The 20,771-nt window shown below is 59.2% G+C and carries 21 protein-coding genes; 13 read left to right on the forward strand and 8 right to left on the reverse strand.

The genetic code is table 11. The features are described 5' to 3' along the window. Positions 1-49 precede the first annotated feature (49 nt). The gene (locus tag GA830_RS05880; RefSeq protein ID WP_258045570.1) at positions 50-1,090 is read right to left on the reverse strand and encodes a LacI family DNA-binding transcriptional regulator; all 1,041 of its coding nucleotides are present in this window, start codon (positions 1,088-1,090) and stop codon (positions 50-52) included. 207 nt (positions 1,091-1,297) lie between these two features. Here GA830_RS05880 and GA830_RS05885 point away from each other — a divergent pair, with 207 nt between their 5' ends. From GA830_RS05885 to GA830_RS05950, 13 genes are all read left to right on the forward strand, one after another. Further along, on the forward strand, positions 1,298-2,527 hold the full coding sequence (locus tag GA830_RS05885; RefSeq protein WP_195164146.1) for an ABC transporter substrate-binding protein: 1,230 nt from the start codon (positions 1,298-1,300) through the stop codon (positions 2,525-2,527). 85 nt (positions 2,528-2,612) lie between these two features. Then, positions 2,613-3,512, forward strand: coding sequence for a carbohydrate ABC transporter permease (locus GA830_RS05890; RefSeq protein WP_195164147.1), 900 nt, complete (start codon positions 2,613-2,615; stop codon positions 3,510-3,512). Further along, positions 3,505-4,425 carry a carbohydrate ABC transporter permease gene (locus GA830_RS05895; protein ID WP_195164148.1) on the forward strand — a complete coding sequence of 307 codons (921 nt, stop codon included), beginning with the start codon at positions 3,505-3,507 and terminating at the stop codon, positions 4,423-4,425. Before GA830_RS05890 ends, GA830_RS05895 begins: the two co-directional genes overlap by 8 nt. A 4-nt stretch (positions 4,426-4,429) precedes the next feature. Then, positions 4,430-5,515 (forward strand): ABC transporter ATP-binding protein, encoded by a 1,086-nt coding sequence (locus tag GA830_RS05900; RefSeq protein ID WP_195164149.1) that lies wholly within the window; start codon positions 4,430-4,432, stop codon positions 5,513-5,515. Between the two features lie 16 nt (positions 5,516-5,531). Beyond that, on the forward strand, positions 5,532-6,278 hold the full coding sequence (locus GA830_RS05905; RefSeq protein ID WP_195164150.1) for a sugar phosphate isomerase/epimerase family protein: 747 nt from the start codon (positions 5,532-5,534) through the stop codon (positions 6,276-6,278). Positions 6,279-6,290: 12 nt separating this feature from the next. Next, on the forward strand, positions 6,291-7,433 hold the full coding sequence (locus GA830_RS05910; protein WP_195164151.1) for a Gfo/Idh/MocA family protein: 1,143 nt from the start codon (positions 6,291-6,293) through the stop codon (positions 7,431-7,433). Positions 7,434-7,608: 175 nt separating this feature from the next. Beyond that, complete coding sequence (gene mgrA / locus GA830_RS05915) at positions 7,609-8,664, forward strand: L-glyceraldehyde 3-phosphate reductase (RefSeq protein WP_195164152.1); 1,056 nt, start codon at positions 7,609-7,611, stop codon at positions 8,662-8,664. 13 nt (positions 8,665-8,677) lie between these two features. Next, positions 8,678-10,291 carry a glycoside hydrolase family 43 protein gene (locus tag GA830_RS05920; RefSeq protein WP_195164153.1) on the forward strand — a complete coding sequence of 538 codons (1,614 nt, stop codon included), beginning with the start codon at positions 8,678-8,680 and terminating at the stop codon, positions 10,289-10,291. Between the two features lie 25 nt (positions 10,292-10,316). Beyond that, on the forward strand, positions 10,317-11,372 hold the full coding sequence (locus GA830_RS05925) for a sugar phosphate isomerase/epimerase family protein (RefSeq protein ID WP_195164154.1): 1,056 nt from the start codon (positions 10,317-10,319) through the stop codon (positions 11,370-11,372). Positions 11,373-11,421: 49 nt separating this feature from the next. After that, positions 11,422-12,612 (forward strand): Gfo/Idh/MocA family protein, encoded by a 1,191-nt coding sequence (locus GA830_RS05930; protein ID WP_195164155.1) that lies wholly within the window; start codon positions 11,422-11,424, stop codon positions 12,610-12,612. A gap of 161 nt (positions 12,613-12,773) precedes the next feature. Then, entirely contained in the window at positions 12,774-13,574 is an 801-nt protein-coding gene (locus GA830_RS19830) for a hypothetical protein (protein ID WP_210330846.1), read from the forward strand. A 384-nt stretch (positions 13,575-13,958) separates the two neighbouring features. Beyond that, on the forward strand, positions 13,959-14,207 hold the full coding sequence (locus GA830_RS05945; protein WP_195164158.1) for a hypothetical protein: 249 nt from the start codon (positions 13,959-13,961) through the stop codon (positions 14,205-14,207). An 84-nt stretch (positions 14,208-14,291) separates the two neighbouring features. Then, complete coding sequence (locus GA830_RS05950; protein ID WP_195164159.1) at positions 14,292-14,687, forward strand: hypothetical protein; 396 nt, start codon at positions 14,292-14,294, stop codon at positions 14,685-14,687. Here GA830_RS05950 and GA830_RS05955 read toward each other — a convergent pair. From GA830_RS05955 to GA830_RS05985, 7 genes are all read right to left on the reverse strand, one after another. Next, complete coding sequence (locus tag GA830_RS05955) at positions 14,684-14,968, reverse strand: hypothetical protein (protein ID WP_258045571.1); 285 nt, start codon at positions 14,966-14,968, stop codon at positions 14,684-14,686. The two genes, GA830_RS05950 and GA830_RS05955, sit on opposite strands and share 4 nt — an antisense overlap. 244 nt (positions 14,969-15,212) lie before the next feature. Beyond that, a complete protein-coding gene (locus tag GA830_RS05960; RefSeq protein WP_258045572.1) occupies positions 15,213-15,449 on the reverse strand; it encodes a helix-turn-helix domain-containing protein in 237 nt (78 codons plus the stop codon). 242 nt (positions 15,450-15,691) lie between these two features. Continuing rightward, positions 15,692-16,987: a CopM family metallochaperone gene (copM, locus tag GA830_RS05965; RefSeq protein WP_258045647.1), complete on the reverse strand. Its 1,296-nt coding sequence runs from the start codon at positions 16,985-16,987 to the stop codon at positions 15,692-15,694. A 316-nt stretch (positions 16,988-17,303) separates the two neighbouring features. Beyond that, the gene (locus GA830_RS05970; protein WP_195164801.1) at positions 17,304-17,903 is read right to left on the reverse strand and encodes a helix-turn-helix domain-containing protein; all 600 of its coding nucleotides are present in this window, start codon (positions 17,901-17,903) and stop codon (positions 17,304-17,306) included. A 149-nt stretch (positions 17,904-18,052) separates the two neighbouring features. Then, positions 18,053-18,397, reverse strand: coding sequence for a transcriptional regulator (locus GA830_RS05975; RefSeq protein ID WP_195164160.1), 345 nt, complete (start codon positions 18,395-18,397; stop codon positions 18,053-18,055). 107 nt (positions 18,398-18,504) lie between these two features. Continuing rightward, positions 18,505-19,125, reverse strand: a complete 621-nt coding sequence (fixJ, locus tag GA830_RS05980; RefSeq protein ID WP_195164161.1) for a response regulator FixJ — start codon at positions 19,123-19,125, stop codon at positions 18,505-18,507. Further along, positions 19,112-20,632, reverse strand: a complete 1,521-nt coding sequence (locus GA830_RS05985; protein ID WP_195164162.1) for a PAS domain-containing sensor histidine kinase — start codon at positions 20,630-20,632, stop codon at positions 19,112-19,114. The genes fixJ and GA830_RS05985 overlap by 14 nt, the downstream gene beginning before the upstream one ends. Between the last annotated feature and the right edge of the window lie 139 nt (positions 20,633-20,771).

A 20,771-nucleotide genomic window follows, 5' to 3' on the forward strand; every position in this document is an offset into this window, starting at 1 on the left:
CAGCTCCTCAGACCTCCCCCCGCGGGGAGACCCGTAGCCGCTTTGCAACCTATGGCGCAACCCGTGGCGTAGCCGTGCTGGCCCGTATCTCGAGATGGGCGTCGAGGACGGTTGTAGTTGAAGCCAGCCGCCCGGCGCCGTTAACACCGCTGATCAGGTCTATCAGCGCGGCGGCGGCTTCTTCGCCGATTTTCATGCGTGGCTGGTGGACGGTAGTCAGGGCCGGAATAAAATGCTCGGCAATGTCGATGTCATCGAATCCGACGACCGACACTTCGTCCGGCACACTGATGCCGTTGCGGTAGAGCTCCGAAATGAAGCCGCAGGCTATCTCGTCGCTGGCGGCGGTGATACACGTCGGTCGGTCAACCATCTTCAGCCATTGCTGCGCCGCGCGTGCGCCGGCTGCAAGAGTGAAGTCGCCATCAAACAGCCAGTCCGGGCGTGGCGACAATCCATGCGCTGCGAGCGCGGCCTCAAATCCGCGCAAGCGCTCGCGTGTTAGCACGTTTTCCCATGGCCCGAGCACATGGCCGATATGGCGGTGGCCGAGCGCCAGAAGGTGCTCAACAGCCAGTCGCAAGCCACCGGCATTGTCAAAACGGATAGAGGGCAGCGTCGTGCCCTCATTCCATTCACAGGCATAGACCACCGGCGGATGCGCACGCCCTGCGGAGGCAAAGAAATCATCCGCCAAGGAGCCATCCAGCACCAGAATTCCGTCGGCTCGGTTGTTGTGCAGATAATCACCAAGCCGCGCCTGTTCTGCTCCCGGTTGTATGGTGTCGGCAATCAGCACGTTGAGCCCGGCGCGCGAGGCGGTTGCCTCTATACCGGCCAAGATACGCGAGAAAAAAGGGTTGCCCAGATTGGGCACCAGCACAACGATTGCGCCGGCCTGCTGGCGGCGAAGATTGCGCGCGGTCTGGTTGACGCGATACCCTGTCAGTTCGACCGCCTCCATCACGATGCGGCGCGTATCCTCGGCCACCCGCTCAGGCGTGGCCAGCGCACGGCTTACCGTGGCGGTCGACACGTTGGCGAGCCTTGCCACATCCTGAATGGTGGGCGTCGCACGGTGCAGCATCATGAAGCTGCCCTAGCCAAAAGTTTTAGAGGCCGGAATCGAGAAGCCGCTTGACAAGAATTTTTTTCGGATGTCAAAATAAATGTAATCGATTGCATGATGGAGCTTAGTCCGCTCGCGATCCGATTACAATCTGCCGGAATGGAGGCTGGCTGATTGTTGAAACGCCCCTGGCGCCGAGCGCTTGAGGGGGTCCAACGGGAGGAAGTCATGAAAGCATTCAAAGCTATGATTGCGGCTGCGACCGTGCTTGCCACGGGCAGCGCCTACGCAACCGATCTTGAAGTCACGCACTGGTGGACATCGGGCGGCGAAGCGGCAGCCGTCGCCGAATTCGCCAAGGCATTTGACGCCACCGGCAACAAATGGGTTGACGGCGCCATCGCCGGTTCGGGCGGCACCGCCCGCCCTATCATGATCAGCCGCATCACTGGCGGAGACCCTATGGGTGCCACACAATTCAACCATGGCCGCCAGGCCGAAGAGTTGGTCCAGGCCGGCCTGATGCGCGACCTGACTGACCTTGCTACCAAGGAAGGCTGGAAGGACATTATCAAGCCGTCTAGCCTGCTCGACAGCTGCACGTTGGACGGAAAAATCTACTGCGTGCCGGTCAATATTCATTCCCAGCAATGGCTGTGGCTCAGTAATGCCGCGTTTGAAAAGGCCGGCGTTGCCGTCCCGAAGAATTGGGATGAATATGTTGCCACCGCACCAGCGCTGGAAAAGGCCGGCATCATTCCGCTGGCAATCGGACAGCAGCCTTGGCAGACCACGCTTGCCTTCCAGGTGATCTTGGTCGCGCTTGCCGGACCAGACGCCTACAAAACCGTATTCGGCGACCATGATGCGACATTTGCTGCCGGTCCTGAAATGACAAAAGTGTTCGATGCTGCTGACAAGGCGCGGGCCATGTCAGCCAAGTCGAACGCGCAGGAGTGGAACCAGGCCACAGGAATGGTCATCAGCGGCCAGGCCGCCGGCCAGATCATGGGCGACTGGGCGCAGGGTGAGTTCCAGGTTGCCGGTCAGGTTGCCGGCAAGGACTACACCTGCCTTCCAGGACTCGGCGTCAACGAAGTGATCCAGACTGGTGGCGACGCATTCTACTTCCCCCTGCTCAAGGATGCGGAAAAGTCGAAGGCACAGGAAGCTTTGGCTTCCGCGATGATATCGAAGGAAACCCAGGTCGCCTTCAACCTGAAGAAGGGTTCGCTGCCGGTACGCGGCGATGTCGATCTCAATGCGGCCAATGACTGCATGAAAAAAGGTCTCGACATCCTTGCCAAGGGCGCCATCATTCAGGCGCCCGACCAGCTGATGTCGGCGGATTCGCTGAACCAGGTGAACGATCTGTTCGTCGAGTTCTTCAAGAACCCTGCCCTTACGCCAGCTGATGCGCAGAAGCGCTTCGTCGACCTCGTCGCCGCAGCAGACTGACTTTAGCGACAACCCTCCCGTTCACCGGTCCGGCTTCATTGCCGGGCCGCTGGACGGCGATAGCACGCCTTCAGGTCAGTGAGCCATGTCATCTTCTGTGAGCAAACGTCCCCCGCAGCTTTTGCGCAATATGAGCGCCAAGATAGCCTCGATCCCGATGATCCTGACGGCGCTCGTCATCTTCGTCGGCGGCACCGGCTGGACGGTTTTGTACTCCTTCACCAACAGCAAGCTTCTGCCGCGGCTGAACTTCGTTGGCCTTGACCAGTATGAGCGCCTGTGGGCGGCTCCGCGCTGGACCATCGCCATCGAAAACCTCGCCATCTATGGAGTCTTGTCCCTGTTTTTCTCGCTTGTCGTCGGCTTCCTTCTGGCGACATTGCTCGACCAGAAAATCCGCTTTGAAGATACGTTTCGAACGATCTTCCTTTACCCTTTCGCACTCTCATTCATCGTCACGGGACTTATCTGGCAGTGGCTGCTCAATCCCGATTTCGGGATCCAGAGCGTCATCCGCGCGATGGGCTGGACAAGCTTTGATTTCGATCCGCTCTACAATCCCAACATTGTCATTTACGGCATCCTGATCGCCGGCCTGTGGCAGGGCACCGGGTTGATCATGTGCCTGATGCTGGCCGGCCTGCGCGGGATCGACGAAGACATCTGGAAGGCTGCCCGCGTCGACGGCATTCCGACTTGGAAAACCTATCTTTTCATTGTCATCCCCATGATGCGCCCGGTGTTCATCACCACTTTGGTCATCATCGCCAGCGGCATCGTGCGTGTTTACGATCTTGTCGTTGCGCAGACCAGCGGCGGCCCCGGCATCGCGTCGGAAGTGCCGGCCAAATATGTCTACGACTACATGTTCCTCGCCCAGAATCTGGGCCAGGGCTTTGCCGCATCCACCATGATGTTGCTCACCGTGGCAATCATCATCGTGCCGTGGGCCTATTTCGAATTCGGGAGGGGCAAACGTGGCTGAAATTTTTCCCGCCGGGACTGGCGCCCAAGACATTTCGGGCCCAAGCGGTCCGCGCCCGCGCAAGATCTTGTCGCGCCGCAACATCTTTCTCTACGGCACACTGATCGTCGTAGCGCTGTATTATCTTCTTCCCCTCTACGTGATGGTCGTAACATCGCTCAAGGGCATGCCGGAGATCCGCCTCGGCAACATCTTTGCACCACCGATGGAAATCACCTTCGAGCCGTGGGTAAAAGCCTGGGCCACCGCCTGCACGGGGCTGAATTGCGATGGCCTCAGCCGCGGGTTCTGGAACTCCGTCCGCATCACCGTGCCTTCCGTGGTCCTCTCCATTGCCGTCGCATCGGTGAATGGCTACGCGCTGGCCAACTGGCGGTTCAAGGGCGCGGACCTGTTCTTCACCATTTTGATCGTCGGTGCCTTTATCCCCTATCAGGTGATGATTTACCCGCTCGTCATCGTTCTGCGCGAGATCGGGCTCTACGGTTCGCTGTGGGGGCTGGTGATCGTGCATTCGATCTTCGGCATGCCGATCCTGACATTGCTGTTCCGCAACTATTTTGCCTCAGTCCCTGAGGAGTTGTTCAAGGCAGCCCGCGTCGATGGCGCCGGCTTCTGGGGCATCTATTTCAAGATTATGCTGCCGATGGCGCTGCCGATCTTCGTTGTTGCGATCATCCTGCAGGTCACCGGCATCTGGAACGATTTCCTGTTTGGGGTGATCTACACCAAGCCGGATTCCTATCCGATGACCGTGCAGCTCAATAACATCGTCAACTCCATGCAGGGCGTGAAGGAGTATAATGTGAACATGGCCGCGACCATCCTCACCGGCCTGGTGCCGCTGATCGTCTATTTTGCATCCGGCAGGCTATTTGTCCGCGGTATCGCCGCCGGCGCAGTAAAAGGCTGAGCCGATGACCAGTGTCCTGATCCGCGACGTCTCTCTTGCCTTCGGTGCGGTCGAAGTGCTGAAATCCCTGAATCTCGATGTGCCGGAGGGAGAGTTCCTCGTCCTGCTCGGGCCCTCGGGCTGTGGCAAGTCGACTTTGCTCAACTGCATCGCCGGCCTGCTGGATGTTTCCGACGGCCAAATCTTCATCAACGGCAAGAACGTGACGTGGGAAGAACCCAAGGATCGCGGTATCGGCATGGTGTTCCAGTCCTACGCGCTTTACCCGCAGATGACGGTGAAGGGGAACCTCTCCTTCGGCCTGAAGAATGCCGGCGTCGCCAAAGACGAGATCGAAAAGCGCATCGCCCGCACCGCCGAGATCCTGCAGATCGAGCCCTTGCTTGGTCGCAAGCCGGCGCAGCTTTCGGGTGGCCAGCGCCAGCGTGTTGCTATCGGGCGCGCGCTGGTGCGCGATGTCGATGTTTTCCTGTTCGACGAGCCTCTGTCCAATCTCGATGCAAAGCTGCGCTCGGAGCTGCGTGTGGAGATCAAACGCCTCCACCAGAAGCTCAACAACACGATGATCTATGTCACCCATGACCAGATCGAGGCGTTGACCCTGGCTGATCGTATCGCGGTAATGAAGGGCGGCGTGATCCAGCAGCTCGACGCACCGCAGCAAATCTACAACCGCCCGGTCAATCTGTTCGTCGCCGGCTTCATCGGCTCGCCCGGCATGAATTTCTTTAACGGGCACATCGAGGTTCTGGACGGGGTCGCGCAGTTCACCTTCGACGGCCACGCCGTCCCGCTCACCAACTACCAGTTCGACGCGTCCGGTCCGCAGCCGGGCGCGGCCGTGCTCGGCATCCGGCCCGAACACATTGCCCTGAACAGCGGAGAGGGTTGGCCTTTTTCGGCGCAACTGAGCATCGAGATTGTCGAACCTATGGGCTCCGACGCGCTGGTCTGGGCAACGCTTGGCCAGCAGAACGTCACCATCCGTGTCACCGCCGAGCGCACACCGCGCGTCGGCGAGACCGTCACCATTGGCTTTGACCCGATGAACGCGTCGCTGTTCGACGCAGCCAGCGGCGTCAGGCTTTGATTGCAGAGGAACACTTATGAACTGGTCATTCCAACTTTACAGCGCCCGCAATTTCCAACCGTGGGCAAAAGTGCTGGAGACGCTGGGCAAGCTCGGCTACACTGAGGTCGAGGGTTATGGTGGGCTTTATCAGGACCCCGCCGGCCTGCGCGCCGAGCTCGACAAGAACGGCTTGAAAATGCCGAGCGGCCACTTCTCGCTCGACATGTTGGAAAATGATTTCGATACCGCGCTCAGCACGGCCCGGACGCTTGGGATGGGACTCGTCGTCTGCCCGCATATCGCGGCAGAACTGCGCCCCTCCGATGCCGGAGGCTGGAGAGCCTTTGGTGAGCGGCTTGGCAAAGTCGGCAAGCGCTTTGCTGGCGAGGGGATCACTTTCGGCTGGCACAACCACGATTTCGAATTCGTCAAGCTCGACGACGATACGGTGCCGCAGGAACATATTCTGGATGCCGCTCCCGATATTGCTTGGGAAATAGACGTTGCCTGGGTGATCCGTGGCGGCGGCGATCCTATGCTCTGGATCGACCGCTATGCCGAGCGCATCGCAGCCATTCACGTCAAGGATATCGCGCCCGAGGGCGAAGCAACCGACGAGGATGGTTGGGCCGATGTCGGCTATGGAACCGTTGACTGGAAGGGGCTCGTCAGGACGCTTCGCGACCGGACTGCAGCCAAGTACTTCGTCATGGAACATGACAATCCGAACGATTTCGAGCGATTTGCCAAGCGCTCAATCGACGCTGCCAAGATCTTTTAGGAGTTTACTCACATGGCGAAGAAACTGGGCGTCGGCATCATCGGATGCGGCAATATTTCGGCCACCTATCTCGGCCTTGCGCCGCTCTTCAGGGGCGTCGAAATGCGCGCCTGCGCCGACATCAACATGGATGCGGCCAACGCGCGGGCGGCCGAATATGATGTGCGCGCTGAAACCGTTGAAGGACTGTTAAGGGCAGGTGACATCGATATCGTGGTCAACCTCACGGTGCCGGCGGTGCACTATGCGGTGTCGAAGCAGGTGCTTGATGCCGGCAAGCACGTCTATTCCGAAAAGCCCTTCGTCCTGGACGTGAAGGAAGGCCTCGATCTCAAGACCCGCGCCGAGAAGAAGAAACTGCGCGTCGGCTCGGCGCCCGACACCTTCATGGGCGGCGCCCATCAGCTTGCCCGCCAGCTGATCGACAGCGGCGCGGTTGGCAACATTACCAGTGGCACCTGCCATGTGATGAGCCATGGTATGGAGCACTGGCATCCAAACCCGGACTTCTTCTTCCAGCCGGGGGGCGGTCCAATCCTCGATCTTGGCCCCTATTACATTTCCAACCTTGTGCAGCTGATCGGTCCCGTGAAGCGGGTGGCAGCACTTGCCACCATTCCGTCAAAGGAACGCACCATCTCCTCGCAGCCGCGTGCCGGCGAGAAGATCCCGGTCTCCACGCCCACCACGATCGTCGCGCTGATGGAGTTTCAGAACGGCGCGGCAATTACCTTCAACGCCAGTTGGGACGTGTGGAACCACGGTCATGCGCCGATGGAGCTCTATGGCGAGGAAGGTACGATCCACGTTCCAGACCCGAACTTTTTCGGCGGTGAAGTGCGCTATTCCAAGCGCGACAAGCTTTTCAAGAAGGCGGCGAAATGGGCGCATCCCTTCGGCGTCGCCAACCAGAAACACGCACGCGGCATGCAGGCTAATTACCGCACTGCGGGGCTGGCTGACATGGCGCTCGCCATACTGGAGGACCGCCCCCACCGCTGCTCTCTGGAAGCCGCCCTGCACGCCATCGACGTGATGACCGGCATTCTCAAGTCAGGCGAGACCGGAAAGTTTGTTGACATGACTACCACTTGCGAGCGGCCGGCAGCTCTCGGAATCCGCGAGGCAAAGGCACTGCTGGCGAAGAAGAAATAGTGCCATGGCCTGCATCGGTGCGAGCCTTGGACCAACGGGATGGCAGCTAGGGATGGACGCAGGACGAGCAGACGAGATTAGCGTCAGACTTCCAGTCTCAATCCATACCTCCCTCCCGACAATGCAGCTTCGCTGACCACGCGAAACGGCCAAGAAAGAATGGCGAGAAACGATAATGCTCTGGCACCCATCCGACACGCGTTACGATACCATGACCTATGCCCGTTGCGGCAATTCGGGTCTCAAGCTCCCGGCAATCTCGCTCGGCCTCTGGCATAATTTTGGCCATGACACGCCGCACCAGACCAAGCGCGACATCTGCCGCACCGCATTTGATCTTGGTATCACGCATTTCGATCTTGCCAACAATTACGGTCCGCCTCCGGGCTCAGCCGAGGTTGCCTTTGGCGAGATTCTGCGCACGGATTTTGCCGGCTATCGCGACGAGCTGATTCTCTCCACCAAAGCCGGTTACGAAATGTGGAAGGGGCCTTACGGCGAATGGGGCAGCCGCAAATATGTGCTGTCGAGCCTAGACCAGAGCCTGAAGCGGATGGGCGTCGACTATGTCGACATCTTCTATTCGCATCGTTTCGACCCGGATACACCGTTGGAAGAAACCATGGGCGCGCTCGATCACGCGGTGCGCTCGGGCAAGGCGCTTTACGCTGGCATATCGTCTTATAATTCGCAGCGCACCCGTGAGGCTCTCGCGATACTGAAGGATCTCGGCACCCCATGCCTGATCCACCAGCCCAGCTATTCGATGCTCAACCGCTGGGTCGAGGAAGATGGCTTGCTCGACACTTTGGACGAACTGGGCGTTGGCTCGATCGTATTTTCGCCGCTAGCGCAGGGCATGCTGACGACGAAATATCTAAAGGGCATTCCCGAAGACAGCCGCGCCAGCCAGGGCAAGTCGCTCTCCACGTCGTTCATCAACGAGAAGACCCTGGAAAACATCCGCGCCCTCAACAGCATTGCTGAGAAGCGTGGCCAGACGCTGGCGCAGATGGCGTTGGCCTGGGTACTGCGGGGCGGCCGGGTCACCACCGCGCTGATCGGAGCCAGCAAGCCTAGCCAGGTTGAGGACTGCGTCGGCGCGCTGAACAACCGCGACTTCACCGATGCCGAGCTCGCGGAGATCGACACCTACGCGCGCGAAGCCGATATTAATCTTTGGGCACAATCGGCAGAGCGGACCGGTCCGGCGCGGCCGGCTAAGAAGTGACGCTGGCCGGCAAATGATCCGCAACCCGATCCTGCCCGGCTTCAATCCCGATCCATCGATCTGCCGGGTCGGGCAGGATTACTATATCGCGACCTCGACCTTCGAATGGTATCCTGGCGTCCAGCTCCACCACTCGACCGACCTCGCCAACTGGCGCCTGGTCAAGCGGCCGCTTGATCGGGTCAGCCAGCTTGATATGCGCGGCAATCCGGATTCCGGCGGCGTCTGGGCACCTTGTCTTTCCTATGCCGACGGTTTGTTCTGGCTGGTCTACACAGACGTCAAACGCCTCGACGGAAATTTCAAGGACGGCCACAACTACATCGTCACCGCGCCTTCAGTCGAAGGCCCATGGTCGGACCCGGTGCATATCAATTCATCCGGCTTCGACGCGTCGCTGTTTCACGATGATGACGGGAAAAAATGGTTTCTCAACATGGTGTGGAACCATGTCTCGCATGGCGTTGGCGGCAGCCCGAAACATTCGTCCTTCGCCGGAATCCTGTTGCAGGAATATGATAGCGGTGCCGGCAAACTGGTCGGCGCGTCAAAGAATATCTTTGCCGGCAGCCGGCATGGGCTGGTTGAAGGGCCGCATTTGTTCAAGCGCGACGGCTGGTACTATCTCACCACCGCCGAGGGCGGGACGGGCTACGATCATGCGGTGACGATGGCGCGCTCGCGCACCATCGATGGACCCTACGAACTGCATCCCGATACCCATCTGATCACGTCGAAAGACGCGCCCGAAGCGCTGCTGCAGCGCGCTGGCCACGGGCAGATCGTTGAGACGCCGGACGGGGAATTTTATCACACGCATCTGGCTTCCCGTCCGCTCGCCGGTCTGCGGCGCTCGCCGCTGGGACGCGAGACAGCGATTCAAAAATGCGTCTGGGACAAGCATGGCTGGCTGCGGCTGGCGGGCGGTGGTGTTGTGCCTGCGTTGGAGGTCGAGGCTCCGGGGGACGCGCAGTCGGCTCCCCAAGCGCGCTCAGTGCACCACGACTTTGATAGCCCTACACTTCCCGACGATTTCCAATGGCTGCGCACGCCGTTTACCGAGCGCCTGTTCTCGCTTACCGAGCGGCCCGGCTGCCTGCGCCTTTACGGGCGCGAATCCATTGGCAGCTGGTTCGAGCAGGCGCTAGTGGCACGCCGGCAGGAGCATTTTGCCTTCAGCGCTGAAACGACGCTGAGCTTTTACCCGGAAAACTTTCAGCAGGCTGCCGGACTGGTGCATTACTACAACCGCCACAAGTTTCACTTCCTGGCGGTCACACATGACGCCCAGCGCGGTCGGGTTCTGACGGTGCTGTCCTGCCCGGGCGACTGGCCGGATGGGAAACTGTCCTTTCCACTCGGGGCGCCGCTCCCGCTGCCGGGCGACGGTCCGGTCGGGCTGCGCGCCGAAGTCGACAGGGGCGAACTCCGGTTCTTCGTGCGGCTAGAAGAGCGTTGGCACCCGGTCGGTCCGGTGCTTGATGCCAGCGTGATCTCAGACGAAGGCGGGCGCGGCGAACATGGCTCGTTCACCGGCGCATTCATCGGCATGGCCGCATTCGATACCAGCGGCGCGGCAATACCGGCCGACTTTAAGAACTTCATCTACACAAACCGAGACGGCTGACAACAGATAATGAGCGGAGGCAAGGATGGCTAAGACTATGAAGGGGCCGGGACTTTTTCTGGCACAGTTTGCAGGCGATGAAGCGCCATTCAATTCGCTTCCGACCATGGCCAAATGGGCCGGCGACCTTGGCTATAAGGGCGTGCAGATCCCGACCTGGGACGGGAGACTTTTCGATCTGGAGAAGGCCGTTTCATCAAAAGCCTATTGCGACGAGGTGATGGGCATCTGCGCCGATGCAGGCGTCGAAATCACCGAACTGTCAACCCATCTTCAGGGTCAGTTGGTGGCAGTGCACCCAGCTTATGACAGCCAGTTCGACGGCTTTGCGCCGGCGTCGGTCCACGGCAACCCGGCAGCGCGCCAGAAGTGGGCTGTTCAGCAAATGGAGTTTGCCGCCAAAGCATCTCAGCACCTCGGGCTGAATGCCTCGGTCTCGTTCACCGGCTCACTCGCTTTCCCCTACCTCTACCCGTGGCCGCAGCGGCCAGCTGGCCTGATCGATGAAGCCTTTGGCGAGTTGGCGAAGCGGTGGAAGCCGATCCTCGATGTCTATGACGAGAACGGCGTCGACCTCTGCTACGAGATTCACCCGGGCGAGGACGTGTTCGACGGCGCCACCTTCGAGATGTTCCTCGAGGCATTGGACGGCCACAGTCGGTGCAACATCAACTACGACCCTTCGCACTTCCTGCTGCAGCAGCTCGACTATCTCGAGTTCATTGACATCTACCATGAACGCATCAAAGCGTTTCACGTCAAGGATGCCGAGTTCAACCCGACCGGCCGGCAGGGCGTCTATTCTGGCTACCAGAGCTGGACAAACCGCGCTGGCCGCTTCCGCTCGCTGGGCGATGGGCAAGTGGACTTCTCGGGAATTTTCTCCAAGCTTGCGCAGTATGACTATGACAGCTGGGCTGTGCTGGAATGGGAATGCTGCCTGAAACATCCTGAAGACGGTGCTGCCGAGGGGGCGCCGTTTATCCAGCATCACATCATCCGGGTGACAGAGAAGGCGTTTGACGATTTCGCCGATTCCGGTGTCGATAAGGCGGCCCTGCGCAAGATGATGGGCCTTTAGGCAAATTTACTGCAGGCGTCCGGTTGGTGGCGCAAGAGAAAGCAAAACAATGGTCAGCGGCAAAAAACTCGAAAAGCATAGCGGTCCGATCCGCTATGGCATGGTAGGTGGCGGACAGGGCGCCTTCATCGGGGCGGTGCACCGCATCGCCGCGCGCATGGACGGAGAATTCCATCTGGTCGCCGGAGCGCTTTCCTCAAACCCAGAGCGCGCCCAAGCCTCAGCGGCGGAGATCGGGCTCGACCCCGAACGCAGCTATTCTTCCTACGCCGAGATGGCGCAGGCCGAGGCAAAGCGCGCTGATGGCATCGAGGCCGTGGCGATCGTAACGCCAAACAATGTCCACTTCCCGGCCGCCAAGGCGTTCCTTGAGGCCGGAATTCACGTCATCTGTGACAAGCCTCTGACAGCAACCCTGGCTGAGGCTAAAAAGCTACAGGCGCTGGTGGAAAAAACCGGCAAGGTATTTGTGCTGACCCATAACTACACAGCCTACCCGATGGTACGGCAGGCACGCGAAATGGTAGCGAATGGCCAGCTCGGCGAGATCCGTCTGGTCCAAGCGGAGTATCCGCAGGATTGGTTGACCGAGGATCTTGCAGCATCGGGCCAAAAGCAGGCGAGTTGGCGCTCGGACCCGAAACAGTCTGGCGCGGGCGGCGCTACCGGCGATATAGGCACCCATGCCTACAATCTCGCACGCTTCGTTTCCGGGCTGGAACTCGACACGCTCGCGGCCGACCTTGACGCCTTCGTTCCTGGGCGGCTTCTCGACGACAACGCTCATATCATGCTGCGCTTCAAAGCCGCCAAGGCAGGGCGCGCACCTGCAAAGGGCATGATCTGGGCAAGCCAGGTGGCGCCCGGCCATGAAAATGGTTTGAAACTGCGCGTCTACGGCACCAAGGGCGGAATCGAATGGGTGCAGGCCGACCCCAACTATCTCTGGTTCACGCCATTTGGACAGCCCAAGCAACTGATAACCCGCAACGGTGCCGGTGCTGGACCAGCGGCTGCGCGCATGAGCCGTGTGCCGTCCGGGCACCCTGAAGGCTATCTGGAGGGTTTTGCCAACATCTACGCCGAAGCCGCCCGCGCCATCCGCGCAGCGCGTACCGGCGGTGGCAAGCTGTCGAAGGACGTCATTTACCCGAGCGTGGCCGATGGCGTTGAAGGCGTCGCCTTCGTCGAGGCCTGCGTGCGCTCGTCAAAGAAGAACGCTGCCTGGGTGAAGCTTTAACGCCGCGAGTGTCGCCGGTCGCTGGCAACACGACGAACAAAAAAGGCCGGCGAAAATCGCCGGCCTTTTCGTTTCGGTCCTAAGCCTATTTCGATTTTTTGCCGCCGCCGAGTGCCTTCGCGGCCATTGACATGGCGCCCAGCGCGCTGGTAGCCGCGGCCTTGACGCCGCTTTTCACCTGCGATGTCACTGACTTCGTTTTCGCCTTGGCAGACGTTTCTACCTTCTTTGCGGCGGCCGGCACCGCCGACTTTACCGCGGCTGCCTTGCCGTTGGCATTAGCGGCAGCACTTGCCACGGCTTTCTTAACCGGCGCTGCTGCCTTGCTCGCTGATTTTGCAGCAGACTTCGCGGCAGACTTGGCCGCCGCTGGTGCCTTGGCGGCCGCTTTGGTGGCCGTCTTGGCTGTCGACTTCACAGCTGACTTGGCTGAGCTTGCTGCCTTGGCTGCAGACTTGGCAACTGCATTGGTTGCTGCTTTTGCAGGAGCTGCTTTTGCTGACGGCTTTTTAGCGGCAGCAGGCTTAGAGGTCTTTGCAGGAGCCGGCTTCTTTGCCGGCGCCGCAGTTTTGGTCGCAGCTTTCGAAGCCGCCGGCTTGGCAGCGGGCTTCTTGGCCGTCGCCTTCGTTGCACCCGTCGCCGCACTGGCGCCGGTACTCGCTTTACCCGATTTTACAACTGCTGCTTTCTTGACCATGACGTACCCCTTCTCCTCTTTTGCGAGTATTCGCGCTAAACATAACGAATACAAGGTAGTTCCGTGGTTTTCGACAGATTTGACGGCAAAGCTTCAGTCGGCGCGCTCCACAGCACTTTCCGGGAAAAGTTTATGGTCCAGTAGCGCGCGTCCAAACTGGTACAAGAGATCCGCAGCATCGTCGTCGCCACGTTTTTTCAGCCGATTAAAGGCTTTTCCCGCAGCAAAATTCATGCGTTGGGTAGCAGAAGAATCCGTTTCGTGAAGCGCCTGCGCAATACAGACGGCGATTTCCATTACTGCCATCTTCAGCTGTTCGGTTTCGCGCGGTGCCATTTATTTGAGAGAGGGTCCAAAGCATGCCGGAATGGAAGAAACCCGGCAGGACAATTCGACATCATTTGGTTTAGCGATGTGCACTGCGCCGGCAAAAGCTCCTGCAAAAGCTACAGCATTGAGGCGCACGATTCCAAGATGCGGCAAGGACAAGCGCTTGCTCCTTCGGGCCTTGTGGCGAGGTCGATGCGACTTGCGACCGGTCGCGGTTCCTGACGCAACCATTCAACTGTCATTGCGATTATAAGAGCGCAGGATTACCAGTGACTTAACGGCAGCTGTGGCCACAGCCGCCAGACCATGAGGAGTTTCCATGTCGAAAAGACAATCTATGGACACAGCGCCGACAGATGGGCGCAAGGTTCGGGTGTTCTGGACCGATTTCGACGGACAGGAGAATTTGTCCTGGGCCCATTACCGCAGTCTGCCGCAATTGCAGCGCGCCGGGGGTGATTGGGAAGCCAGCCATGCTGGATGGTGGACCTTTGTTGACAGCGACACCCAAAAACGGATCGAGCCGCAGGGCTGGGTTTCGGCGACCGATGATGACGAGGAAGTGTAACTTTTATAGCGCACCATCAGCCTATATACGCATGCCGTCGCCGACCGCCCAAGTTCTGCCTGCATTGCTCGTATTCGGTGGGGCATGACGCAGCATTGTCCGCAGGACCGTCCGCACTATGTCGAACCGATGAACAGGCTTTTTCTGATTCTGATTGCCACAAGCCTCGTGAGCGGCTTCACCACCGGCTGTACCCGCACGTCCGATGGCTCGGTGGTTATGGCAAAGCAGGTAAAACTGCCCCGGATGCTGCGACGCGAGCCAGCCGGCCCATCGTTTTCCGAAAGCGCTTTCCCGCGCGCGCCTGAGCCAGCTGTCGTTTCTGCCGCCGCACCGGCACCGGCGCCAACGCGCCGGATGGTCAGTGTGAACGCGTGGAAACCGACGGTCAAAGCGCCGTTTCATCGCGCCAACCCGAACCGCCCGATGAATTGCTCCAACGAAACCATCGGCGGCCGCATCAAAACCGTGTGCCGCTAGCGCCGCGGTTTCATCGTTCCGATATCAACCGAAACACTGCCCGACACCTTTACATCCCACTCACCAACGCCGATCGCGTCGGCAGGCCTTACCTCGTCCGGCTCGGGTTGCGGTTCCACCGGTTTGACGATGCGATAGCCGCCCTCGACGCCGGGCAGTGCGGTGCTGCCCTCGGCCACGCTTGCTGCGCCTGTCGCCAGAAGCATAATGCCGGCGGCTAATAGTCGGAAGATGAAAGGGGGCGGGGACAAGAAGCTCATCGTGCCAAGATAGGGGGCCAACTGTCATACGCCAACAGTTAAGGCGTATGAACGCAATGAATTTGAATTTGGACGAAAAAAATTGGTTGTGGAGGCAGTCGGGAGCGAACCCGTCTCTGGTCTGCGTTCCCTGAAATACAGGGAATAACAGGAATTGTAGCTTATTTTGACGCTCCAAAGCTAATTCCTGCGTCGAACCATCACGTGATAACAATGACTTGGAGAAGAATTCCTAGTTGAGGTAACAGGGAATTCAAAAACGATATCAGCGAAAGAAAAGTGCGCGACCAAGGAATTGGCGGCAATGGAACAGGCACGGGAGGTGATCTGCCAGCCCCTTGATAACCGTAAATGACGGATTGGCAGAACGCCCCCGTTCCAGCTCCCAAAAATGGGTCTTGGTGACGCCGACGGCGTCGGCGACATCCTGGAGCGATTCTTTTGCGTTACGCCTGAGTTCCGCGATGCGGGCAAAGGACTGCTCCATGCCCGACCCGATCATAGAGATGATCCTGCCTCACACCTCAAAGCCCTGAACGAAGAATGTACGCACGCATTCGACGAAGCAGTTGAGGCAGATCGCGGAGAGCATCCGGACTTTCGGCTTACCAACCCGGTTCGGCCGATCCGCGCACCAACGCCCATGAACATCCGTCACTCCCAAGCCTGGAGTCTCAACGCCATTTCCATTTTAAGATGCATGAATCCTCCGGGAACTGCTTCGCTTGTTGAAAGTCGTGCAATCTATTGCCCCTGAGCAGCAGAGTCAGCATCGATCCCTCGCTGCTGAAGCCATCTGCGCATTTGCTCGATCTCCTGCTCCTGTTCCTTGATGACATGTTCCGCGAGTTCTCGGTTTTCGGGATTTACGCCGTACTTGAGCTGCACCCGTGCCATGTCTATCGCTCCCTGATGATGGGATATCATCCCGAGGACGAAGGCCACGTCCGTATCCGGATGACGTATGCCGTCCATCATGGGGCCATGCATTTTTTCAAAAGTCGCCTCGAATTCCGCAGTTGCCGGGCTCTTTTCACCCGTCGCGACAGCCTTCCCGGTCTGACCTTGTTCGGCGCTGCTCGCGTCAGCAGCTGGCGAGCCGCCTTTTGCCTGGGGTCCATGCGGTTGCTCGGGATTATAGGAGTGGGTTGAAATCTCAACGGCGGGGACCTCACGCCCACTTGGACCGTAGAATGCGAGGTGAAGTCCCCAATAGCTTCCGGACACAAGCACCAGCGCCGCGGCCAATCCAACCGGAATGCTTTGCAATGACCCTTTCAATCTGGGGAGAAAATGTATTTCCCTGGTATGGTCGGCAGCGATGACCACGATGATCGCCATGATGAGCGCGTGGCCGATCATGTCGATACGGCCGAACGGGTAGACCGCGGCGTTGAAGATGATGAACAGCGTGATTGCCGAAAGCCTACGGATGAGCGGCGTCCAGAGGAGACCGAAGCCCATCGTGAACTCGGCCACGCCCGCCATCGGGATGAAAACGTCGCGGGGCAGGCCGAAGGTCAGGAACGGCTTCTCGACGACGAGCGGGTAGAACCAGTCCGGGTAGGCAAATTTTTCGAGGCTTGACCACATCAGGGCGATGGAAACACCCCAGCGCAGAATTTCGAACCGGTGCTTGCGCCATTCCGGATTGCTCGACGACGCGAGAACCAGGTAGCCGGCGACCGCAACGCCCAGCGCCAGATAGTCGAGCAGGTGGAAGAGGTCATAATCGCGCAGCGCGAGCAGCCAGAGCAGAATGATGCCCGCCGCGGAGAACGGCATGGTGCGCTTCGAGAACACCCCGAACGCGATCAGCAGCTGGAGCCAGGACACCCATTCAGCAGGTGTTTGCAGATCAGGCGTCAGATAGACGCCACCGACGGCAAAGATCGCGACGAAGAAAGCGCCGATAACGACCCGGACGAAATCGTCTAGTCGGTTCCAGAGAGGGTCGGAAATCTTGTCCATACCGGCAAGCACCGTCTCGCCGAATTGACTTTTCTCGACAGCGCGTGTGGCGACAAAAAATACCAGCACCAGCAAAATTGCTGTCCAGAACCAGACATTGCCAAGCGTACTCCCTATCGGCGCCGGTGACGCTCCCACGATATAGGGTGCGAACCATTTGACGTGCGCGGCAGCTTGAGACGTGCCCCCAAGGCTCAGCAGCCCAACGGCGCTGGCGCGCGCAACCCAAGAGCCGGCCCATCCTGCCTGTATTGGCATAGTCGTAGAAATTGGGTGAAGGGTTGGACTTGCAAGCATTTTAACCTCTGGAATTGACGACATGTTAGGGGGTTATTTGCGCGTGCGCGGACGTCCACGCGGTGGCGGAATTACCGAGTCTTCCGCGTTATTCACACATAATGCGAAGGGCATCGGGCTTACGGATTTCGACCACGCGCAGGCCATGAAATTTGAGAATGCCCTTGTCGCGCAGCCTCGAGAGGACGCGCGATACGGTTTCTATGGTGAGGCCGAGATAGTCACCAATATCCTGTCGGGACATCGGCAACTCAATTTGTGCAAGGTCGCCTTGGCGGTCGGACATGTCCATCAGGAAGGCGCCGATGCGCTCGACGGAGTTCTGCCGACCGACGACGAGAAGGTGTTCCTGTGCGCGGACCATGTAGCGAAGCGCCAGCGGCAGCAGTTCGCGCGACATGTCCTCGCCAGCGGCGGGACAATGGGTCCGCAGGCCAGTCGCCATGATCGCTTCCGCAAAAAAATGGTGGGTGCGGTCAGCTTCAAACCCGAAAGTTTCACCGGCCAGGTGAAACGCGGTTATCTGGCGGCGCCCATCGCAAAGCAGGCGGTAGATGCGGACCGCCCCGAACTCGATTTGGTGGAAACTACCCGCCTTTTCGCCCTGCGCGTAAATTTCGGACCCCGCCGTAAAGAACGACATAGGATGCGGACGCGAGAAGACGGAGGCGGGCGCTCCTGACCCCATCGCTGCTGCAGCTGAAAGGATTTCGTAAGACAGGTCGGAGTGTACGATGGCGTTCATGCTGTTTTCTCGGGTTTGAGTGGATAGCAATCGCGCGAATTCGTCGCCGGCGAAATTCGGTTATGTCCTTACGGGGATTCACGTAGGAGCGATCAGAGGGCGGAAAGCCCCTGGAGGGCATCGGCCAGATCACTGCCGCACAAAGGTTTTGTCAAAACCATCAATCCCTTTCTTGCCACTGCCGTCGAGATTTCGTTCGCCAGCAAGATGACGGGTCGTGGGATCATATCAAGCGACCGGGCTGGTCCGGCTCCGCTTCCCAGCACGCTTTCGTCGACAACCGCGCACAGGGCGATGGCGATCGTGGGAGATCGTTCGGCTTCTGACAGCTGCGCATGCGATTCGACTGAAAATCCCTCAACTTCCAGGGCGAACTCGAGCGAGCGCCTGAAAGCGCCTTCCGGAGCCACAACGATGATGGTTTTGGCGATGGCCAAGACGCAATCCCTGAACAATGCAAAACGGAAGATTCCCGTCAGTCGCCTGCATCAAACCAGCAAGGGCCGAAAAGCGCCTTGCGTTAGATCAAACCATCCAAGGCAATTCAGTCAGGTCCGAATCCGGCGGACAGCGCCATCCGGACCAGCTGTGGCAGGCTTTTCGCCTGCATCTTCGCCATCACGTGCGCGCGGTGCACCTCTACTGTCCTAGGGCTGATGTCGAGGTCGTATGCGATCGACTTGTTCGGCAACCCGGCGACCACTCCGGACAGGACCTGCCGTTCCCGTTCGCTCAGGCATTCCAGCCGTGAATGGATCGCCGAAACATCGTGGCCTTCCGTCGGCTTGTCGACGAGCTGCTCGGCGGCGCGGTGGATCGCTTCGATGATGACGACGTCTTCGAATGGCTTCTCAATGAAGTCAATCGCGCCGGCCTTCATTGCCTCGACCGCCATGGGCACGTCGGCGTGGCCGGTAATCACGACTGCTGGCATTATCGCCTGGGCAGTCACCAGATTGCGCAGCAGTTCCACCCCTGACATGTCCGGCATCCGAAGATCAGTCACCAGCACACCGTTTCGTATCGCAGGAGCAGCAGCAAGGAAGTCAGTCGCGCTGTCATGCATGCGGACCGCGAAACCAGCCATCCCAAGCAAAAATGCCAGCGATTTCCTGACAGATTCTTCGTCATCGACGATGTGGACAATATAGTCACCCGTTTGCATTGATGCCATCTTCCTCGATTGTCGGGAGCGTGAACCGGAAGGTCGCGCCGCCTGCTGCGTTGCAGCTGACTGAAATCGCGCCCCCATGCGCTTCTACTATGCGCTTCGAAATCGACAGGCCAACCCCCATCCCGCTGGGCTTTGTGGTTACAAACGGCTTGAACAACTGCGATGCGATCTCCTCAGAAATGCCCGTGCCCGTATCCTCGACGACCACGGCAATCTCGCCCGGTCCCGCAGGCTGAGTTCGCACCACGAGTTCACGTTTTTCCCTGTCGCGCATCGCTTCCATGGCATTGCGCATGAGGTTGATGAGAACCTGCTGGATCTGGATTCGATCGACCATCACAGTTTCGCTTACCGACGCAAAATCGAACACTGTGCGTATCCCCCGCTCTCGCGATCCGACCAGCGCCAGAGCTCCCACTTCTTCTATGAGGCGCCTGATGTTCTCCGGAGCTTTTTCCGTTTCGCCCTTCGTCACGAATTCGCGCAGGTGCCGAATAATCTGTCCGGCGCGCAAGGATTGCTTGGCCGCCTCTTCCAGCGCGCCCCTCATCTTGATCGCGACCGCGTCGTCCATCTCGCGAAGCAGCCGTGAGCAACCTTGTACGTAGTTGGCGATGGCCGACAGCGGCTGGTTCAACTCGTGTGCGAGTGTCGACGCCATTTCACCGAGCTCATTTACGCGGGCGAGCCTTGCGAGTTCACCCTGAACTTCCTGAAGACGCGCGGCGGATTCTTCCCGCTCCGTCAGATCTCGGATAAACCCCGTGAAATAGGTCTTGCCACCGGACTTCATCTCGCCGACAGCCAGTTTCATCGGAAACGTCGAGCCGTCCTTGCGCCGCCCGACGACGACGCGGTCAATGCCGATGATCCGCCTTTCTCCCGTCTCCAGATACCGCTTGAGATACCCGTCGTGCTCTCGTCGATAGGGCTCGGGCATCAGCAGACGTACGTTCTGGCCAACGACCTCCACCTCCGAATAGCCGAACTGGCGCACCGCCGCTGCATTGAATGAAACGATGGCACCGTCCTTTTCGATCACAACCGTCGCGTCCAGGACCGTGTCCAGAATGGATCGCAGATGTGCTTCACGGGCGTCCAGAGCGCTGTCGGCCATATCGATCGCGTGTCGCGCATGGTGAAGCATCTCGCCCATCCACGCGATGGTCAGGCCGACGGTGGCGAAGATCGCAAGATCGACCGGATTGTTGGAGTGCTCGATTTGCAGCCCGTCCAGCCAGAAGGCCCCAGTCAGCGAGAGCGCTACCGCCAGGATTCCCGGCCTGATACCACCGGCGATAGACGCCACCAGTATCGCCGGCGCAAACAGCGTGAATGTGGCTCTGTCATCGAGCACGCCCTGCAACTGAAAGCGGATCACAAAGGCTGCCGCGACCGCAACAAAAGCAAGGATGTAGCCGTTCTTCCCCTCGAAGCGACTGGACAGGACTGCCTGGGTGAAGCGTCCTTTTATTCCGGCGATGTCCCGCGCAGGCATCAGATAATTACCGATCGGCAAGTGAACTGCTCGCGATTCGGTGCATAGACCACGAACCTGCAATCCTCATTCTACATGATATTCCGCCCGCAAGCGATTCAGCGATCGCCCCAGAAAGGACGGCGCGTAAACGTCCGGC

This window comes from Mesorhizobium sp. NBSH29 (assembly GCF_015500055.1).
Taxonomy (GTDB): domain Bacteria; phylum Pseudomonadota; class Alphaproteobacteria; order Rhizobiales; family Rhizobiaceae; genus Neomesorhizobium.